This window comes from Streptomyces marianii, assembly GCF_005795905.1.
GTDB classification, from domain to species: domain Bacteria; phylum Actinomycetota; class Actinomycetes; order Streptomycetales; family Streptomycetaceae; genus Streptomyces; species Streptomyces marianii.
In genome coordinates, this window is record NZ_VAWE01000001.1 from 2,492,050 (window position 1) to 2,509,448 (window position 17,399).

Here is a 17,399-nt window from a genome sequence, read left to right on the forward strand (position 1 = left end):
GCGCGACGCTCGAGGGCGGCCCGGCCCGAGCCACCCGGCACGAGGACACCGCCGACCGCGGGTGTGTCCGGGTTTCCGCACGGGTCCTGATGGCCCGTTCGGCGGACTCCGCCCACGCCACGGGACGTGCCCGGCGCGTGTCCCCCGCGGGGGCGCCCGACGGGGCATAGCGTGATCGCGGCTCGGTCACGGCGGAACGCACCGGACGCGCGGGAGAGGCCGATGGCCGGCCACGCGGCAGCGCGGGATCGGTCGTCGGGCCGCGTCCGGGTGGCCGGGCAGGGCTCACCGGGCCCACCGGTTCCGGGCGCCGCAGCCGTGTCCCCGTCCCGGCTCCGCCCCCGCCCCTGACGGGGCGTCGGCCGTTCCTGTGGGAGGTCCCCGTGCCCGGTTCCGGAGTGCGGTCGGCGCTGGTGTCCGTGGTGCTTGCGGGACTGGTGGTACCCGTCCCGCCGTCCGGTGCCCTCGAGGCACCGGCGGAGCGCGCCGTTGCGCTCCGGCCGGACGGGGGGCCACGCCACCGAGCCCTCGCCTATGTGGCCGAACTCCACTCCGACTCGGTCTCGGTGATCGACACCTGCACGGGTGGCGTCGTGGACACGGTCCCGGTCGGCAACGGGCCCGACAGCGTCGCGATCGCTCCGGACGGTTCACGGGTCTACGTCACCGACTCCGGAGCGGACACGGTGTCCGTGGTCGACACCCGCCGCCGCGAGGTCGTGGACACGGTGCCGGTCGGCGACGAGCCGAGCAGGGTGGCCGTCTCCCCCGACGGCCGCCGCGCCTACGTCGCCAACGTCGCGTCCGACGACGTCTCCGTCATCGACACCCGCCGCAACAGGGTCGTCGACACCGTCCGCGTGGGCGACGCCCCGCTGGGTCTCGCGTTCCTGCCGGACGGCTCCCGGCTCTACGTCGCGAGCGCCGGCTCGAACGAGGTGTGGGTCGTCGGGACCCACCGCCACCGGGTCGTCGGCACCGTGCCCGTGGGGGAGGGGCCGACCGCCCTGGCGGTCGCTCCGAGCGGTTCCCGTATGTACGTCACCAACCTGACCTCCGGCGATGTGTCCGTCGTCGACACCCGCCGGGAGGAGGTCGTCGCCACCGTCGGGGTGGGCGAAGGTCCGGCGGGGGTGACCGTGCTTCCCGACGGCCGCCGCGTGTACGTCGCCAACACCGTCAGCGGCGACGTGTCCGTCATCGACACCCACAGGGACGAGGTCGTGGACACCGTGCCCGTCGGTCGGGAGCCCAACGGGATCGCCGCGACCCCGGACGGCTCGCGGGTGTACGTCACCGACTTCGCGGACGACGAGGTGTCGGTGATCTCCACCCTCCGCGACCGGGTCGTCGGCACCGTCGAGGTCGGCGACGGGCCGACGGGGGTCGCGATCGGCCCGGCAACGAAGGGGACGTTCCGACGGCGCGGACGGAACGGGCCTCCCCCGGGGCGGCCGGGCACGGCCTGCCGCGTCACCGGTGTTCCGGGCGGACGGCGGTCGCGCGTCCCATCCACCCGGTCGTCCGGTGGAGCCGCCGTCCGTCTCCCGCCGGGACCACGCCCGACCGAGCGACCGTACGGCGCGCCGCCTCCGCCCCGCCCCTGACACTGCCGCCCGCAGCCCGTCCGCACGGGGCCGCCCCTGGCGGTCCTGACCGCCGAAGCGGCCACCGGGCGGCTCGCCGGCCACGCGCCCAGCGGGAGCACCCGCCCAGCGGCCGCTCCCGCCCGGCGCATCCCGCTGGGCCGTACAGCTGACGCCTTTTCAGACAATCCCCGAACGGTTCCCGCCCTGGCCGGGAGCACCGGCACGGACGGAGGCGGTCGTGCTGTATGGCCCCGCGGACCGGCACCGGATGAGGGGGCGGAACGGCCGCACGGCAGGAAACGAGCCAGGTGCGGGCGCCCGCCCGACGGGGGGCACGTACCCTCTGCCCTCCGCCGTCCCCGAATCGGATGTCTTCAGTCCGCTTCTCCGTGGCACCCTCGGATTCCGCCTGACACAGCCACCGGTCGACGCCGGCGCAACGCCCGGCGAAACGTCCGCTTAACGAACACGGCCTTTCACTCAACGGACGCAATCCGGCCATTCTCTTGACGCGCTCCTGACAGAAGACGTCCACTCCTGCGACGCTTCCACCGATCCACGCACTACATGCTCCTCAGCTCTGCCGGGCGGCCCACCCAGCCGCCCTCACCCCCCTCGCAGAAGGAGTTCGCGTGAGACCCACGCCCAGCCGTCGCGCGTCCGCGACCGGCGCTCTGCTCGCAGTCGCAGCCCTCCTGGCCGTCGGAGTCCAGTCCGGCTCCGCCGCCGCGGCCCCCGACGCCGCGCCGATCGCCCCGAAGCAGCAGTCCGCCTCCGGGGCCGACCCCGGCGCACTGCCCGCGCAGCTCTCCCCCGCCCAGCGGGCGGAGCTGCTCCGCGAGGCCAACGCCACCAAGGCGGCGACCGCGGCCGAACTCGGCCTCGGTGCCCAGGAGAAGCTCGTCGTGCGCGATGTCGTCCAGGACCGGGACGGCACCACACACACCCGCTACGAGCGCACCTACGCGGGCCTGCCCGTGCTCGGCGGCGACCTGGTGGTCGCCGAGACGAAGGCCGGACGGACCGAGTCCGTCAGCAAGGCGTCAACGGCCGCGCTGAAGAACGTCGACACCAGCGCCGACGTCGCTCCCGCCGCCGCCGAGAGCCAGGCCGTGGCCGCCGCACGCGCCGAGGGCTCGAAGGACACCGCCGCCGACCGCGCCCCGCGCAAGGTGGTCTGGATGGCACAGGGCGAACCGACGCTTGCCTACGAGACCGTCGTCGGCGGTCTGCAGCACGACGGCACCCCCAACGAGCTGCACGTCGTCACCGACGCCACCACCGGCGCGAAGCTGTACGAGTGGCAGGCGGTCCACGAGGGCACGGGCAACACGATGTACAGCGGGCAGGTGACGCTGGGCACCGCGCCGTCGTACACCCTGACCGACACCGCCCGCGGCAACCACAAGACCAACAACCTCAACCGCGGCACGTCCGGAGCCGGCACCCTGTTCTCCGGCCCCGACGACACCTGGGGCGACGGCACCCCGCAGAACGCCGAGACCGCCGGCGCCGACGCGCACTACGGCGCGGCGCTGACCTGGGACTACTACAAGAACGTGCACGGCCGTTCCGGTATCCGGGGCGACGGCGTCGGCGCGTACTCCCGGGTCCACTACGGCAACAACTACATCAACGCGTTCTGGCAGGACAGCTGCTTCTGCATGACCTACGGCGACGGCGCGGGCAACGCCAAGCCGCTCACGTCGATCGACGTGGCCGCGCACGAGATGACGCACGGCGTCACCTCCAACACGGCCAGGCTCATCTACAGCGGCGAGTCCGGCGGGCTCAACGAGGCGACGTCCGACATCTTCGCCGCCGCCGTCGAGTTCCACGCCGGCAACGCCCAGGACGTGGGCGACTACCTCGTCGGCGAGAAGATCGACATCAACGGCAACGGCACCCCGCTGCGCTACATGGACAAGCCGAGCAAGGACAGCAGGTCCAAGGACGCCTGGTACTCGGGCATCGGCGGGATCGACGTGCACTACTCCTCGGGCCCGGCGAACCACTGGTACTACCTGCTCTCCGAGGGCAGCGGCGCGAAGACCATCAACGGCGTGAACTACGACTCCCCGACCTCGGACGGTCTGCCGGTCACCGGCATCGGCCGCGACAAGGCGTCGCTGATCTGGTTCAAGGCGCTCACCACGAAGTTCAACTCGACCACCAACTACGCGGGCGCCCGCACCGGCACGCTCGCGGTCGCGACGGAGCTGTACGGCGCGAACAGCGCCGAGGTCAAGGCCGTGACCGACGCCTGGGCCGGCATCAACGTCGGCTCCCGGCCCGGCGGCGGCGAGCCCGGCCCCGGCAAGGTCTTCGAGAACACCGGCGACGTGAACATCCCGGACCTCGGCACGGTCAGCTCCCCGATCGCGGTCACCGGCATCGCCGGCAACGCACCGTCGAACCTCAAGGTCGACGTCGACATCAAGCACACCTGGCGCGGTGACCTCGTCATCGACCTGCTGGCGCCGGACGGCACCGCGTACCGCCTGAAGAACTCCAGCGGCAGCGACTCCGCGGACGACGTCATCGCCACGTACACCGTGAACGCCTCCAGCGAGGTGGCCAACGGCACCTGGAACCTGCGGGTCCAGGACGTCGCCCGCTACGACACCGGCTACATCAGCAACGTCAAGCTGACGTTCCCGTAAGCACCGGGGGCCCGTCGGGCCCGCGGTCGGCACCGTCCGGACCGCCCGGGGGAGCTCCCGCTCCCCCGGGCGGTCCCGCGCGTGGGACCGCCGGGCACGGACCGGCACGCGCACCTCCGCACGCCCGCCCGACCGATCACCCCCGGCTTCAGCGCATCAGCACCCCCGCGCCCTCCCCCGTCACCTCGGTCGGCCACGCCACCAGACCGGGATCCGCCCCGTGCGGCAGCAGCGGGTGCGCGGGCAGCACCCGGACCGTGTAGCCGAACGGGCCGGTGCGGTCGAGGGCGAGCGGGCCCTCGTAGATCCACCGCCCGGCCGTGCCGGGCCCGCCGGCGGCCGGCTTCAGCGGGAAGGTCTGGGGATCGGCGATCGCGTCGTCCGAGTCGACCCGGCCCGCCACGGCCTGCACCTCGACGTCCTCGGGCCGGAGCGTGCCGAGGGTGACGCACACACGCAGGGCCAGCGTCGAACCGAGCTCCGCCGCGCCCGTGTCCGCGCCCGCCTCGACGTGGCCGACCGAGACGCCGGGCCAGGCCGCGCGCACCCGGGCCTTCCAGGCGGCCAGTTCGCCGGCCGCGCCGGTGTCCAGGGCGAGCAGCCGGTGGGCCCGGGCGGCCGGGGCGTAGAGTCGGTCCACGTACTCGCGGACCATCCGGTCCGCCAGGACCTTCGGGCCCAGCGCGGTGAGCGTGCGCCGGACCATCTCGGTCCAGCGGGCGGGGACCCCGTCCGCGCCCCGGTCGTAGAACAACGGCGCGATGCGCTCCCCGACCAGCCCGTACAGCGCGGCGGCCTCCAGGTCGTCGCGGCGGTCCTGGTCGTGCGCGGCGGTGCCGTCGGCCGTGGGCACGGCCCAGCCGAAGTCCGGTTCGTACCACTCGTCCCACCAGCCGTCGAGCACGGAGAGATTGAGGCACCCGTTGAGCGCGGCCTTCATCCCGCTGGTGCCGCACGCCTCCAGCGGCCGAAGCGGATTGTTCAGCCACACGTCGCAGCCCGGCAGCAGCCGCCGTGCCATCGCCATGCCGTAGTCGGGCAGGAAGACGATCCGGTGCCGGACCCGCGGGTCGTCCGCGAACCGCACCAGTTCCTGGATCAGCCGCTTCCCGCCGTCGTCGGCGGGGTGCGCCTTGCCTGCGACGACGATCTGCACCGGCCGCTCGGGGTGCAGCAGCAGCTCCGTCAGCCGCTCCCGGTCGCGCAGCATGAGGGTGAGCCGCTTGTACGCGGGTACGCGGCGGGCGAACCCGACGGTGAGCACGTCCGGGTCCAGCACCCCGTCGATCCAGCCCAGTTCCGCCGTGCCGGAGCCGCGCTGGCGCCAGGACGCGTACAGCCGCCCGCGCACCTCGTGCACCAGTCGCTCCCGCAGCACCCGGCGCAGCTCCCAGAGATCGGCGTCCGGGGTCGCCGCGACGTCGTCGCCGAGGGCGAGCACCTCCGGGGCCACCCAGGTCGGGGCGTGCACCCCGTTGGTGACCGAGGTGATCGGGACCTCCGACGTGTCGAAGCCCGGCCACAGACCGCGGAACATCTCCCGGCTCACGGCGCCGTGCAGCGTGGAGACGCCGTTGGCGCGCTGCGCGAGGCGCAGCCCCATCACCGCCATGTTGAACACGTCCGGCTCACCGCCGGGGTAGCTCTCCGTGCCCAGCCCCAGCAACCGTCCCGCGTCGACGCCGGGCAGTTCGCCGTCCTCGCCGAAGTGACGGGCCACCAGCTCGCGGTCGAAGCGGTCGATACCGGCCGGGACGGGGGTGTGGGTGGTGAACACCGTCCCGGCCCTGACCGCCTCCAGCGCGGCGTCGAAGTCGAGACCGTACGTCAGCAGCTCCCGGATCCGCTCCAGCCCCTGGAAGCCGGCGTGGCCCTCGTTGGTGTGGAAGACCTCGGGCTCGGGATGGCCGGTGAGCCGGCAGTACGCGCGGACCGCGCGGACCCCGCCGATGCCCAGAAGCACCTCCTGCAGCAGCCGGTGCTCGCTGCCGCCGCCGTACAGCCGGTCGGTGACGTCCCGCTCCCCCGGTGCGTTGTCCTCCACGTCCGAGTCCAGCAGCAGCAGCGGTACGCGGCCCACCTGCGCCTGCCAGATCCGGGCCCGCAGCGAGCGGCCGCCCGGCAGGTCGAGGGACACCTGGGCGGGGCTGCCGGCGGGCTCGCGGAGCAGGGTCAGCGGAAGCTCGTCGGGATCGAGGACGGGGTAGTGCTCCTGCTGCCAGCCGTCGCGGGACAGCGACTGGCGGAAGTAGCCGTGCCGGTAGAGCAGCCCGACGCCGATCAGCGGGACTCCCAGATCGCTGGCGGCCTTCAGATGGTCGCCGGCGAGTATGCCCAGACCGCCCGAGTACTGCGGCAGCGCCGCGGTGATGCCGAACTCCGGCGAGAAGTAGGCGACGGCGGCGGGCAGGGGCGCGCCGTCGCCGGACTGCTCCTGGTACCACCGCCGCCCGCGCAGATAGGCGTCCAGGTCGCGGGCGGACTCCGAGACGCGGAACAGGAACTCAGGATCGGTGGCGAGTTCGGCGAGCCGGCTCGCGGTCACCGAACCGAGCAGCCGCACCGGGTCGCCGCCGGACGCCCGCCAGCCTGACGGGTCCGCGCCGCGGAACAGCTCCCGCGTCGGCGCATGCCACGACCAGCGCAGGTTGCGGGCCAGCTCGCTGAGCGGGGCGAGGGGTTCGGGGAGGACGGGGCGGACGGTGAATCGACGAATGGCCTTCACAGGTCCCACCTTCGAAACGGGGTTCATCCGGGGACGCACGACGCTGTGCGCCCGTCCGACCCCTCGACCGTAACGGCGCGCCGCCCGGCTCAACCACGGCGCGAGGAGGGCGCATCGAGCCGTGCCTCCATCGGCGGATCCCGGGCCGTGCCGCGTCCCGCGCCGCGAACAGGGGTTCGTACGGGGCCGGACGGGGCGGTCGCGCGGGCACCGGCCACGGTGCACGTCCCGGCCCGGCAACGGCCTGGGCCGGCTCGGGCTACGGCTCGCGTGTTCCGTCCGCCGCGCCGCCGGCGGCCGCCGGGAGCGCGTGCAGACTGCCGTGGGAAGCGGCCGCGTAGACGGTGCGGACGTCCGGGGCGTGGGCGGTGGCGAGGATCTGGCCGCCCAGGTCGAAGCTCTGCAGGGAGGCGCCGTCCGCCGCGTCCAGCAGATGCAGGCGGCCGTGCCAGCCGCCCGCGTAGACGGCGGTTCCATCGGCGCACAGCGAGAAGAACTCCTCTCCGTCCGCGTACTGGGCGCGCCAGACCTCCTCGCCGGTCTTGGCGCTGTGGCAGTGCACGACGCCCGCCGTGTCCCCGACGATCACCGTGTCGGCGACCCGTACGGGCGGGGCGACCACCGGCGCGCCGAGTCGGGTCTCCCACAGCGTGCCGCCGTCGGCCGCGGCCAGGCAGCGCAGTCCGCCGTCGCCGTCGGCGACCACGACGCCGTCGTCCAGTGCCAGCGGCGCCGCCGGCACGGGCGCGGGAAACCGCACGGCGCGGTCCCAGCACGCGCGGCCCTCCTCGTCGTCGAGCGCGAGCAGTTCGCGGCCCTGCGCGGCCGAGAGGTAGACGTGCCGGGGACCTGCCGCGACGGGCTCCGCCGGGCCGCCGCCGGAGTCCGAGAGCGGTTCGGTACGCCACCAGACCCGGCGGGTGACGGCGTCGAAGTGGTGGATCCGGCCCGTCCCGTCGCCGAGGAACACGCTCTGCCCGCGCAGCACCACCCGCGCGTACGGAAGGCTCCCGGCGGGGACGGACCACCAGAGGGTGCGGGCCCGGGTGTCCCAGGACTCCAGCCGGCCCGCGGAGTCGCACACCAGCAGCAGGGCGCCCTCGGCGCACAGCTGGACGGGGGGCGCGAAGTCCCGGAGCCGCGCCTGTTCCCGACCGCTCGCCGCGTCGAGCCAGCGCACGTCGCCGCCGCCGTCCGCGGTCACGACACCGCCGTGGCCGGTGGACACGACCTGGTGCGGCCATTCCCCCGCGCCGGCACTCCAGTTGCGCCGGCCGGCGCGGAACGGCACGGTGAGGTCGGGACCGTTGCCGGCGCCCGTGAGCAGTGCCCTCAGCTCGGACCGGTACTGCGCCAGAGTCCGCGCGACGTCACCCGGGAGCCTGAGGGTGCCCGGTTCGCCGAAGCCCTCGGCGACCTCGGCGAGGGTCGGGCGGTCGGCCGGGTCCTCCGCCAGGCAGGCGCGGATCAGGCGCCCCGCCCGGTCGTCCGGCAGCCCCGACAGGTCGGGCGCGGTGCCCGACACCCGGCGCAGCAGCATCGCGCGGGCGTCCCGCTCCCCGGTGTACGGCGGATGCCCGGTCAGCCCGTACAGCACGATCGCGCCGATCCCGAAGACATCGGTCGCGTTCACCGTCTTCGCCAGGCCCATGATCTGCTCGGGCGCGCAGAAGTGCGGATGGCCGATGACGGTGTCCAGGCTCACCGTCACCCGCTGTCCCCGGATGCGGGTCAGCCCGAAGTCGATGATCCAGGGCCCGTCCTGGGTCATCAGCACGTTGCCGGGGTGCAGGTCCCGGTGCAGAAGGCCCTTGCCGTGCGCGGTGCTCAGGGTGTCGACGAGCTCGGCGGCCACGGAGTGCACCGTGTCGCGGGGCAGTGCGCCCCCGTGCGACTCCAGGATGCGGTAGAGCGAGAGGCCGGGGATGAAACGCGTCGCCAGGGTGGGCTGCCGTCCCGCGCCGAAGTCGAAGACGAGCAACTCGGGGATGCGGGCCCCCTTGCAGCGGTCGAGCGCCTTGCTCTCCTGGTGGAAGCGCTGCAGATGCTGGGCGTCCTCGGTGAATTCGGACTTGAGCAGCTTCACGGCCCCGAGGGTGTCGAGGCCCCGCTCCTCGGCCGACTGACGGCCGAGGTAGACGGTGCCGAACCCGCCCGTGCCCAGTCTGCCGAGCAGCCGGAACCCCGCGGCCTCGGGCGGGTCGACGGCCGGATCCAGCGGCTTCACCATGACGGGGTCCTCTCCTCGGGCGGCTGGTGCGGGTGGTGGGGAACGGCAGGGACTCCCGGGAGCACGTCGCGCGGAAGGGCGCCCGGAGCCGCATCCGGATCACTGCATGGCGACGGCCTGGCTCCCGGTCTCGTGCGAGAACCCGATGCCGCACAGCACAGTGGACTTGCCGAGTTCGCACGTGCCGCTGTCGCGCAGCCGCTCCCCGCCCGGTCGCGGGGCCTCGCGGTCGCACCGCAGGACGAGCACGAGCCGGCCACCCTCGTGGCCTCCGCGGACGGTGATCCGCGCCCGTACGTCACCCGCGTCCGTCTCCTCGCTGACCTCCCGGCCGCGCAGCGCCAGCGTCTGGCGGCTACCGGTCCGCAGGTCGGTCACGGTCAGCACGCCGGACAGCGTGGGACGGCGGCGCTTGTACGCACGCCACCCGGCCGCCCCTCCGAGCAGAGCGACGAGCAGCACCAGCGGGTAGAACCAGCCCGGGGCCCGTCCGGGGACGGTCCCGACGAGGTCCACGTCCGTGACGGACGGACCGCCCGTGGTGAACTTCGCGTACCCCAGCGAGCTGCGGACGGCGGGTGTCCACGGCGAGGAGACGTCGGCCCGGAGGTCCAGCCCGGCGCGGAAGTCCCGGGCTCCCGGGATCAGGGCGAACTCCGGATCCTGGTTCCACGCCAGCGTCAGCTCGACCGTACGGCTCTGCCCCGGAGCCAGGTCCACGGCCCGCCCCGCACCGCTGACGTCCACGTCCGGACCGCCTCGTTCGGCGACCGCCCGCAGGGTGACCCGCAGCGGGACGTGCCGGGCCTCGGACGACAGCGTGACGCGCACGGTCCTGGAGCGGGCGCCCGTACGGTCCCCGGTGGCCATGGTGACCGCTCCGGGCCCGGGCCGGCGCACCCCCTCCCCCTCGACGGAGACGGCCACCCCCTTCCCCTCGTCCGCCCGGAGGACGCTCACGGCCTTCTCCGCGCGCACCTGGTCCTTGGCGACGCCGAGCTGTGTGCCCAGCGCCGCGGGGTCCACGGGCAGGATGCGCGGGGCGCCGAACGCTCCGCCGAGGACCTCGCCGACGCGGGTGCCCTCGGCGAGCGGCACACCGTAGCCGACGATCTTCCGGTTGGTCCCCATCGCCGAGTAGCGCTCCTTGAGGCGCTTCCACGCCGGAGTGCCCTGGCGCTCGTACGGGCTGCCCGGCGCGTTGACGGCGCCGTCGGTCAGCAGGAGCACCGCCCCGACCGGGGCCGTGCTGCGGTTGAGCTGCTCGGCGGCGGCCTCCAGCGCGGATCCGTGGTCGCTGGCCGACTCCGTGGCGGTGGCCGGGAGCCCCTTGGCGAAGAGGCCGCCGCCGCCCTTCGCCTTCACCGGGGACATGGGGTGGATGACGCTCGTGGCCCGGCCGAAGGTGACGACCGCGACCTCGTCGGCGGGGGTGAGGGTCCTGAGGAAGGCGTCCAGCCGCCGTTTGACGGTGGCGTAGAGCGGTGCGCCGTCGGGGCCGCGGTCCTGCATGGAGCTGGAGGTGTCGATGAGGACGACGTACGCCGCCGGCACCTCGTCGACCTTCAGCGAACGGTAGATGCCCTCGCGCGGGAGCGGGGTGTCGGCGGCCGGAGCGGCGGCGGCCGGAGCGCCGGACGCGGCCAGCGCGGCGCCGAGGGCGAGAGGCAGGGCGCGGCGCGCCGTTGCGTGGACGGTGAGCATGAGGGGTCCCCCCTGTGACGTGCGTGGAACGGGCCTCGGGGCCCGGCGTTGCGCCGGGGCCGGGAGCGGCCGGTGGGGCGGTGGTGGGTACGGCGGGTGTCGCGGTGTTGCGGGCACTGCGTGTCGGCGCGGCGGGTGCTGCGAACCGGTGGGGCGGGGCGTTTCGTGCGGGTACGGCGGCCGCTGCGGGCGGACGGTTGTCGGGGGCTCCGGGCGGGGTTACGAGCGGGCGGCTGCCGCGGGCGCGGGGCGGGGCTAGGAGCGGGTGGGGAAAGCGGCGGCCGTGGCCCCGAGTTCCCGCAGCCGGGCGATCTCCTGCTCCGTCCTCCGCTGCTTGTGCCGGAGGTCCCGGATCTCCTGCTCGATCCCGGTCCGTTCCGCGGTCAGTTGCCGGATGGCGTGGTCGCGGTAGTGCTGCCAGATCCGGGGATCCCGGCCGCCCCGGGCGAAGGCGAGTTCCAGCTCCTGCGTCTCCTCCAGTGCCCGCCCCACGCCGGTGTAGGGCTCCCAGGCCAGGCGGTACGAGGTGAGGATCGCGAGGACGCGGTGGCCGGTGCGTTCCCGTGCGGCCCAGGACTGCAGGGGGGCGCAGAGCTGGTCGGTGCCGGCCCCGGCCCGGCGGGCCGCGTAGAGCTGCGCCGCGAGTTCGCCGAGGTCCTCGGGGCTGTCCTTGGCCCGTAGGGCGGTACGGTGCACGACGCGGAGCGTCAGGGCCGTCGACAGTTGGGGCAGTCGCCCCGCGAGGCGGTTCAGCCACTGTTCGTCCAGCTCGGTCTCGTGCCAGTCGGGGTCCTCGGTCAGCAGCCGGACGGCGTCCGCCACGACCTGGACGTGCGGGCCGTGCCGGTCGAGCAGACGTGACGTCAGTTCCCGGCCGGCGCGCCCGGGACCCTCGCCGGTCTGCGGATCGACCTCCAGGACCCACTTCAGCAGCGTCTGGACCACGAGCGTGGCGTTGCTGCGCACGGTGTGCGACTCCAGCTCGGCGCACAGCGTCGAGACATAGCCGTCGAGGCGGGGGCCGAGGCCGCCGGAGCCGGGCTTCTCCGGAGCCTCGGCCAGGGCGAGGAGGGCCAGGGGCGGAAGTCCTGTGAGAGCGCAGAGCACGTCCCAGCGGGCGGCGGTCTCCGGTCGCACGGCCTGCGGGGGGTGGGTCAGCGCCCGGGTGAGCAGAAGGTGGGGCGGCTCCTCGAAGGGGTCGGACGGGGTCTTGAGGAAGGCGCAGTTGACGAGGCGCTGGAAGAACTCCTCCTGGAGCAGGTACTCCGCGCGCCCACACGCCGCGGCCGCCCCGAGCAGTCGTACGGCGGCCTCCGGGTGCGCGGTGGTCCACTTCCGGGAGGGCGTGCCGTGCCCGGATTCCAGCAGTCCGTACAGCGGGGTGAGTTCCGCGCTGCCCGCGGCCCGGGGCGGGGACCCGTCGCCGAGCCACCGGAGCCAGGCCAGGACGTCCGCGGCGGGGTCGGGTCCGGCGCAGAGGGCGTGGACGAGGCGGCCTGCGAGGCCGGGGGTGCCCAGCAGCAGGGACTGGGTGAAGGCCATGGTGCCCTCGGCGAACGGCGCCACGGCGGGCAGGAGTTGTTCCACGACGGGGTCGGGGGCCTCCGATCCCTTCCGGTCCCGCACCTCGCCGATGACGAACGCCAGGACCTGGTCGAGGGGCTCCAGGTCCTCCTTCGTGCCGGAGGTGGCGGCGCGCGCGGTCTGGAACCGGCCCCGGGCCCGTTCCGGCTCGTCGTTCAGCAGATCGTCGACGAGCTGGTCGCGGAAGGCCGCCGAGACCTCGTGGTGCTTCAGGTGGCGGGCGAGGGGGGCCATGTCGGTGGAGTGGCCCGCCAGCTTCTGCCCGGAGAGGACGGTGACGGAACGGGGGTCGGCCAGCGGGTGCCGGAGGGCCGCGTCGATGCGGTCGCCCTCCACCTCCCGCCCCGCGCGGACCTCCTGCGCGACGGCGAGCGCCGGGTCGAGGCCGCCGAGTACCCGGAGGGCTTCCCCGTGCGCGTCCGGGCCGTCGATGTCCATCGGTTCGCGCGCGTCCGCCAGATGTCCCAGGACCATCTCGCTCCCGTGCCGGGCCCACGCCTCGATCAGCAGGTCGCGGTAGGAGCGCGCGTCGGCGGACAGTCCGCCGACGTCCGGGAGCTCCCCGCCCCAGGCCAGGCTGACGACGCCCGGAGCCTCGTCGGGGACTCCCCAGTACAGGCGCATGGGGACCTCGGACCCCGAGGAGACCCAGGTGGCGGCCGAGAGGGTGCGGCGCATTCCGAAGGGCAGCATGGCCGCGACGCAGTCGAGGACGTCCAGCAGCACGAGCGGGTCGTACATGCGGCCCCCCGTCACCACCACCTTGCCGTCCAGCAGGTATCCGGCGGCCGCCGCCAGCCAGTGGACGGCCTCGGTCACGCTGGGCCCGACGTGTGCGGTCACCTGGGTCACGAGCCGCCCGCCCGCCGTGACGGGCAACCGGGCCGGTGCGGCGCCCGCCCCCGCGAGCCGCGGCGCGGCGTCCAGCGCGGCCCTGGCCAGTCCGCACCAGCCGAGGGCGAGGCCGTCGACCTCGGCCGCGGGTACGGCGAAGTGGCTGATCCGGCAGATCGGACGGTTCGTCCGGTCGACGGCGTCGGTGCCCTCGAGGAGGAAGACGCCCACCGTCGGGGTCCCGTTCGGTGCGGTGCAGGGCCCGATGGTGATCCACGGCAGCCGGTCCCCTGGCGCGGGGGTGCCGGGCGACCAGTGGTGGATGTCGCCGTTGAAGTCGGCGCTCCGGTCCGGCGGGCAGGCGGCCAGCACCCTGTAGCCGCTGTTGGTATGGGGTTCCTTGCCCCACAGGGCCCAGTCGGCCGTCAGTCCCGGTGCCATGGCGGGTTCTCCTCTCGTGCGCTTCTCGGGTGCCGGGTCAGGACTGCTGCGGGCCGACGCCCCGCAGGAACAGGAAGGGTTCGAGGATGTTGACGGGTTGGGGCGGTGCGACGAAGCGGACGGCGTCGTCCACGGGGTTCACCAGGGAGGGGTTCTCGAAGTCGAAGCCCCGTTCGGGGTCGACCCAGAAGCCGACGGCGGAGCACACGAAGTACCCGACGCGCTCGGGGGCGAAGAACAGCTCGATCTGCTGCTTGATCTCGCGCAGGCTGCCGTGCGGGAATGCCTGGCAGAGCCCGTCGAACAGGCGCTTGGCGTCCATCACCTCGGGCTGCCCGGTGCGCGGGTTGAGCCGGACGTTGCCCTGTTCGCAGGCGAAGCGGAAGACGCGGTCGTCGTCGAACTTCGCCAGGCAGACGGCGATGCTGTGCGGCAGCAGATTGCCCTCGCGTTCGCCGCGCATGTTCACCTCGGTGGCGACCCCGGCGAGGACGTCGGTGAAGAAGTCCGCGTTCTGCCGCGCGTCGTCGCCGACCGGGCCGTCGTCGCCGTTGACCTGCCACTCGCGGACCGGGTCCACGACGTAGACCATGGCGCGCGAGGCCCCGAGGTCCTTGATGAGCTTGCCGCCGAGGGCCGCGCCGGTCTGCGAGTGCAGGTCGAACGCCTCCCCGGGCAGGTCGCGGAGGGTGACCTTGAACTCCGTCAGATCGCGGCCGCGGTCGGCGCCGCGCCGCCAGCGCCTGCGGCCGGCGCGGGAGAACCGGGTCCCGGTGAGGTCCCCGGCGAGCGTGAAGCGCACCGGGCGCTGCTCGGTCAGCGTCGCCATCGGGAACGTGCGGTCGCGGTAGAGGATGTGTGCGAGATCGCTGAGGAACTTCTTGGAAGCGTGGTCCTCCGGCCACATGCTCCACCTGCCGTACATGGGGTCCTGCACCGCCCGGGACAGCGCCGCCAGCAGAGTGGACTTCCCGCTGCCCATGCCGCCCCAGAGGGTGATGGTCGACTCCGGTGCCGAGGCCGGGCCCTCGGGTTCCCTGCGCTCCTCGTCCCTGGGGACCGGCTTGTCGGAGGCGGCCGTCTTCCGCTCGGGCTTCGCGGGCTTGTCCGGCTTGTCGGTCCTGGTGGGCCTGGCGGACTTGTCGAGGACCTCGGGGCCGCCGAACCTCTCCGCGAAGCTGCCGGGCTCGGCCGGCCGGCCGGCGTCCGCGGGCGGTGCGCCGGAGGTCCGTGCCTTCTCGTCGCGGGGCCCCGGAGGCGAGGGGGCGGCCGGGCCCCCGGGCGCGTTGCCGTTCGGCGGTGCGAGCCGGGCGGGCGGGGGTACCGGCGGCAGTGCGGCCCGGCCCCCGACCAGTGTGGACGGGTCCCAGACGGCGAACGGCCCCTCCGCGGCCCGGTCGTCCCTTCTGAGGTCCTGCTTGCCGTCCTTCGGCGTGTTCTCGGGGCGCTTGTCGTCCTCGGGCATGGTGGTGCTCCCCCTGTCGTGGCGGCGGAGAGACGTCCGCCGCACGGTCGTTGTCCGATCCGCAGGCCCGACGGGCGCACGGTTCGCTTTGCCGCGGTCCTCAGCCGGCCGCCTCGTGCAGCCACTCCCCGCTCGCTCCGTCGGGGACGACCAGGCGGATGGGTGCGCCGTCCTCGGGGAGGCAGAGCGCCGGTGCCGTCACGGCCGAGGCGATGCGATGCGGGTCGTGGCCCGCGGTGAACCGGCCGTCGGCGCCGAAGAGATCCCACGCCCGGTCGGCCCATCGCGCGAGATGGGGTTCACCCTCGAGGTGGTCCATCCACGCGGGCTCGTCCACCACCGCCACGCAGGAGACGCCGTCGTAGTGGCGGGCCTCGTCCAGCGCCGCCTCCCACTCGACCCGGTCCGGGCAGATGCGCACCGCGGCGCTGCGCCGCAGCACCTGCGGAGGTGCGGCGCGCGGATGCGGCGGCCGGGAGCCGACCACGAGGAGGACCCGGTGGCTGTCCGGCCGCCACAGGTGCCGGCGGGCGGTGAGTTCGTGCGGTACGTGCTCCAGCCCGGTGGCGAAGTCGTGCCGCAGTGCGCTGTGGTGCCAGCCCGCGAGCGCGCGCTCGGCGTTCTGTGCGGTGGTCATGCCGAGCCGGTGGACGATGGGGTCGCTGTCGTTCGGGCGGTCGAGCGGAGCGTGGTCGCGGTAGCCGATCAGCCCGACGCGGAGCGTGTCGCCGCCGCCCAGGGCGTGCCGTACGGCGGCCGCGACCGCCGCCGCTTCCTGCAGGCGTTCCTCGACGGCCGTGCCGCCGCCCGCCTGAGGGCCGGCGACCTCCACGGCGAGTACGAGGTCGACGGGGCGGGGCCGGGAAAGCCTCCGGGGCGTGGTGTGCGCCAGGGCCGCCCAGGGCGCGGTCTCCGGTTCGTGGTGTCCGTCGTACGCGAGGTCGACCCGGTCGGGCCCGCGCAGCCGGTAGTGGAGCGCCGCGCGTGAACCGGGCGGGAGTTCGATGCGGTCGGCCCGCACCGGGCGCCATCGCGCGGGCGGTTCGCCGGGGCCGGCGGAGACGACCACGGCGGCGCTCGCCCCCGTGGTGGCTCCGTCCGGCGGCGCGGCGACCGGGACCCGTACGACGGCTCCGGGGTCGCCGCCGGCCGGGTCGCCGGTGCGGCTGCCGGCCGGGAAGAGCGGGCGGCGTACGAGTCCGACCGTGCCCGACGTGCCGTCGATGTCGGCGGCGGCCAGCCAGAGGGCACGACGCAGCGGGAGCGCGTCGGTGAGGTCGCCGGGGTCGGCGGGCCAGTGCGCGGGCAGGCGCAGCCGCAGGACCGGGGCGGCCTCCGGGCACAGGGCGTCGGCCGCCTGCTCGACGGGCCGCCAGCCGGCGGCCCGGACGACGACCAGGAGCGGGTCCGCGCCGAGCGGGGTCCCGCGCACAAAGGTCCGCAGTGCCCTGCCGAGGTGGCCCGTGACCTCCGCCGCGGCGGGGCCCGTTCCTCCGGCGAGGAGGAAGAGCCGGCGCAGCCGTTCGGCGGGCAGGGCCGGGGAGCACGGGTGGCCGGTGGCTTCGGCCGTGAGGTCGCCCCAGGCCGAGTCGGCGAGCGGCCGGGCCGCGGGGCCGCGGCCGTCACCGCCGTAGGCCACCCGGCTCAGCCGCAGCCGCTCGCAGCCGATCTCCAGGACGTCCAGCGCGGCGAACCGCCCGCCGGCCAGGGAGGTGAGCGCCCAGCCGAGGCCCGACCGGGTGGTGCGGGCGCTCTCCCCGGCGAGGACGTCGCGCCAGGCACGCTTCCATGCGCGGGGCGCGGAAGGGGTGTCGGTGCCGGGTACCAGATGGGCCACTCGGCGGTGGTCCGGGGCCGGCGGTTCCTGGGCGGCCTGACGGCCGGCGCGCGCCGCGGGTCCGCCTTCCATGACGTCGGCGGCGCGGAGCGCGGCGCGGAGTTCGCCGTCGAGGCCGATTGCCGCATGGTCCGGGTGCACTGTCCCCCACCCCCCGATGCGGTCGCTGGCGTGTGCTGGGAACGGCCGGCCACCGCGGTGTTTCGCACGTGGTTCAGGCATGGATGTGCCCAGGTGAGGGTGCACGCATGACTGATCGTCGGAACCCGGAGTGCCCACTCCGGATGAGGCTTCACAGTAATCATCCGGTGGACGGGGACGCAGCTC

At 74.5% G+C, this 17,399-nt stretch carries 8 protein-coding genes; 2 read left to right on the forward strand and 6 right to left on the reverse strand.

What is annotated here, in order from left to right; translation table 11 throughout:
• Window positions 1-383 precede the first annotated feature (383 nt).
• A complete protein-coding gene (locus FEF34_RS11180) occupies window positions 384-1,607 on the forward strand; it encodes a YVTN family beta-propeller repeat protein (RefSeq protein WP_234042357.1) in 1,224 nt (407 codons plus the stop codon).
• Window positions 1,608-2,221: 614 nt separating this feature from the next.
• Complete coding sequence (locus tag FEF34_RS11185) at window positions 2,222-4,252, forward strand: M4 family metallopeptidase (protein ID WP_138053041.1); 2,031 nt, start codon at window positions 2,222-2,224, stop codon at window positions 4,250-4,252.
• Between the two features lie 148 nt (window positions 4,253-4,400).
• Here the strand turns inward: FEF34_RS11185 and glgP are convergent, their stop codons facing one another.
• The 6 genes from glgP to FEF34_RS11215 all read right to left on the reverse strand — a co-directional run bounded on the left by glgP (window position 4,401) and on the right by FEF34_RS11215 (window position 17,213).
• Complete coding sequence (glgP, locus tag FEF34_RS11190; protein WP_138053042.1) at window positions 4,401-6,977, reverse strand: alpha-glucan family phosphorylase; 2,577 nt, start codon at window positions 6,975-6,977, stop codon at window positions 4,401-4,403.
• Window positions 6,978-7,236: 259 nt separating this feature from the next.
• Window positions 7,237-9,207 (reverse strand): protein kinase domain-containing protein, encoded by a 1,971-nt coding sequence (locus FEF34_RS11195; protein WP_138053043.1) that lies wholly within the window; start codon window positions 9,205-9,207, stop codon window positions 7,237-7,239.
• A gap of 99 nt (window positions 9,208-9,306) precedes the next feature.
• Window positions 9,307-10,911, reverse strand: coding sequence for a VWA domain-containing protein (locus FEF34_RS11200; RefSeq protein ID WP_138053044.1), 1,605 nt, complete (start codon window positions 10,909-10,911; stop codon window positions 9,307-9,309).
• Between the two features lie 255 nt (window positions 10,912-11,166).
• Complete coding sequence (locus tag FEF34_RS11205; RefSeq protein ID WP_138053045.1) at window positions 11,167-13,770, reverse strand: hypothetical protein; 2,604 nt, start codon at window positions 13,768-13,770, stop codon at window positions 11,167-11,169.
• Window positions 13,771-13,807: 37 nt separating this feature from the next.
• Complete coding sequence (locus FEF34_RS11210; RefSeq protein ID WP_171052911.1) at window positions 13,808-15,235, reverse strand: hypothetical protein; 1,428 nt, start codon at window positions 15,233-15,235, stop codon at window positions 13,808-13,810.
• A 100-nt stretch (window positions 15,236-15,335) separates the two neighbouring features.
• A complete protein-coding gene (locus FEF34_RS11215; RefSeq protein WP_138053047.1) occupies window positions 15,336-17,213 on the reverse strand; it encodes a hypothetical protein in 1,878 nt (625 codons plus the stop codon).
• Window positions 17,214-17,399 lie beyond the last annotated feature (186 nt).

What these genes read in the sequence shown, in the direction of transcription:
- FEF34_RS11195 (WP_138053043.1), bottom strand. Translation starts at nt 9,207, where the DNA reads ATGGTGAAGCCGCTGGATCCGGCCGTCGACCCGCCCGAGGCCGCGGGG.
- FEF34_RS11200 (WP_138053044.1), bottom strand. Translation starts at nt 10,911, where the DNA reads ATGCTCACCGTCCACGCAACGGCGCGCCGCGCCCTGCCTCTCGCCCTC.
- FEF34_RS11205 (WP_138053045.1), bottom strand. Translation starts at nt 13,770, where the DNA reads ATGGCACCGGGACTGACGGCCGACTGGGCCCTGTGGGGCAAGGAACCC.
- FEF34_RS11210 (WP_171052911.1), bottom strand. Translation starts at nt 15,235, where the DNA reads ATGCCCGAGGACGACAAGCGCCCCGAGAACACGCCGAAGGACGGCAAG.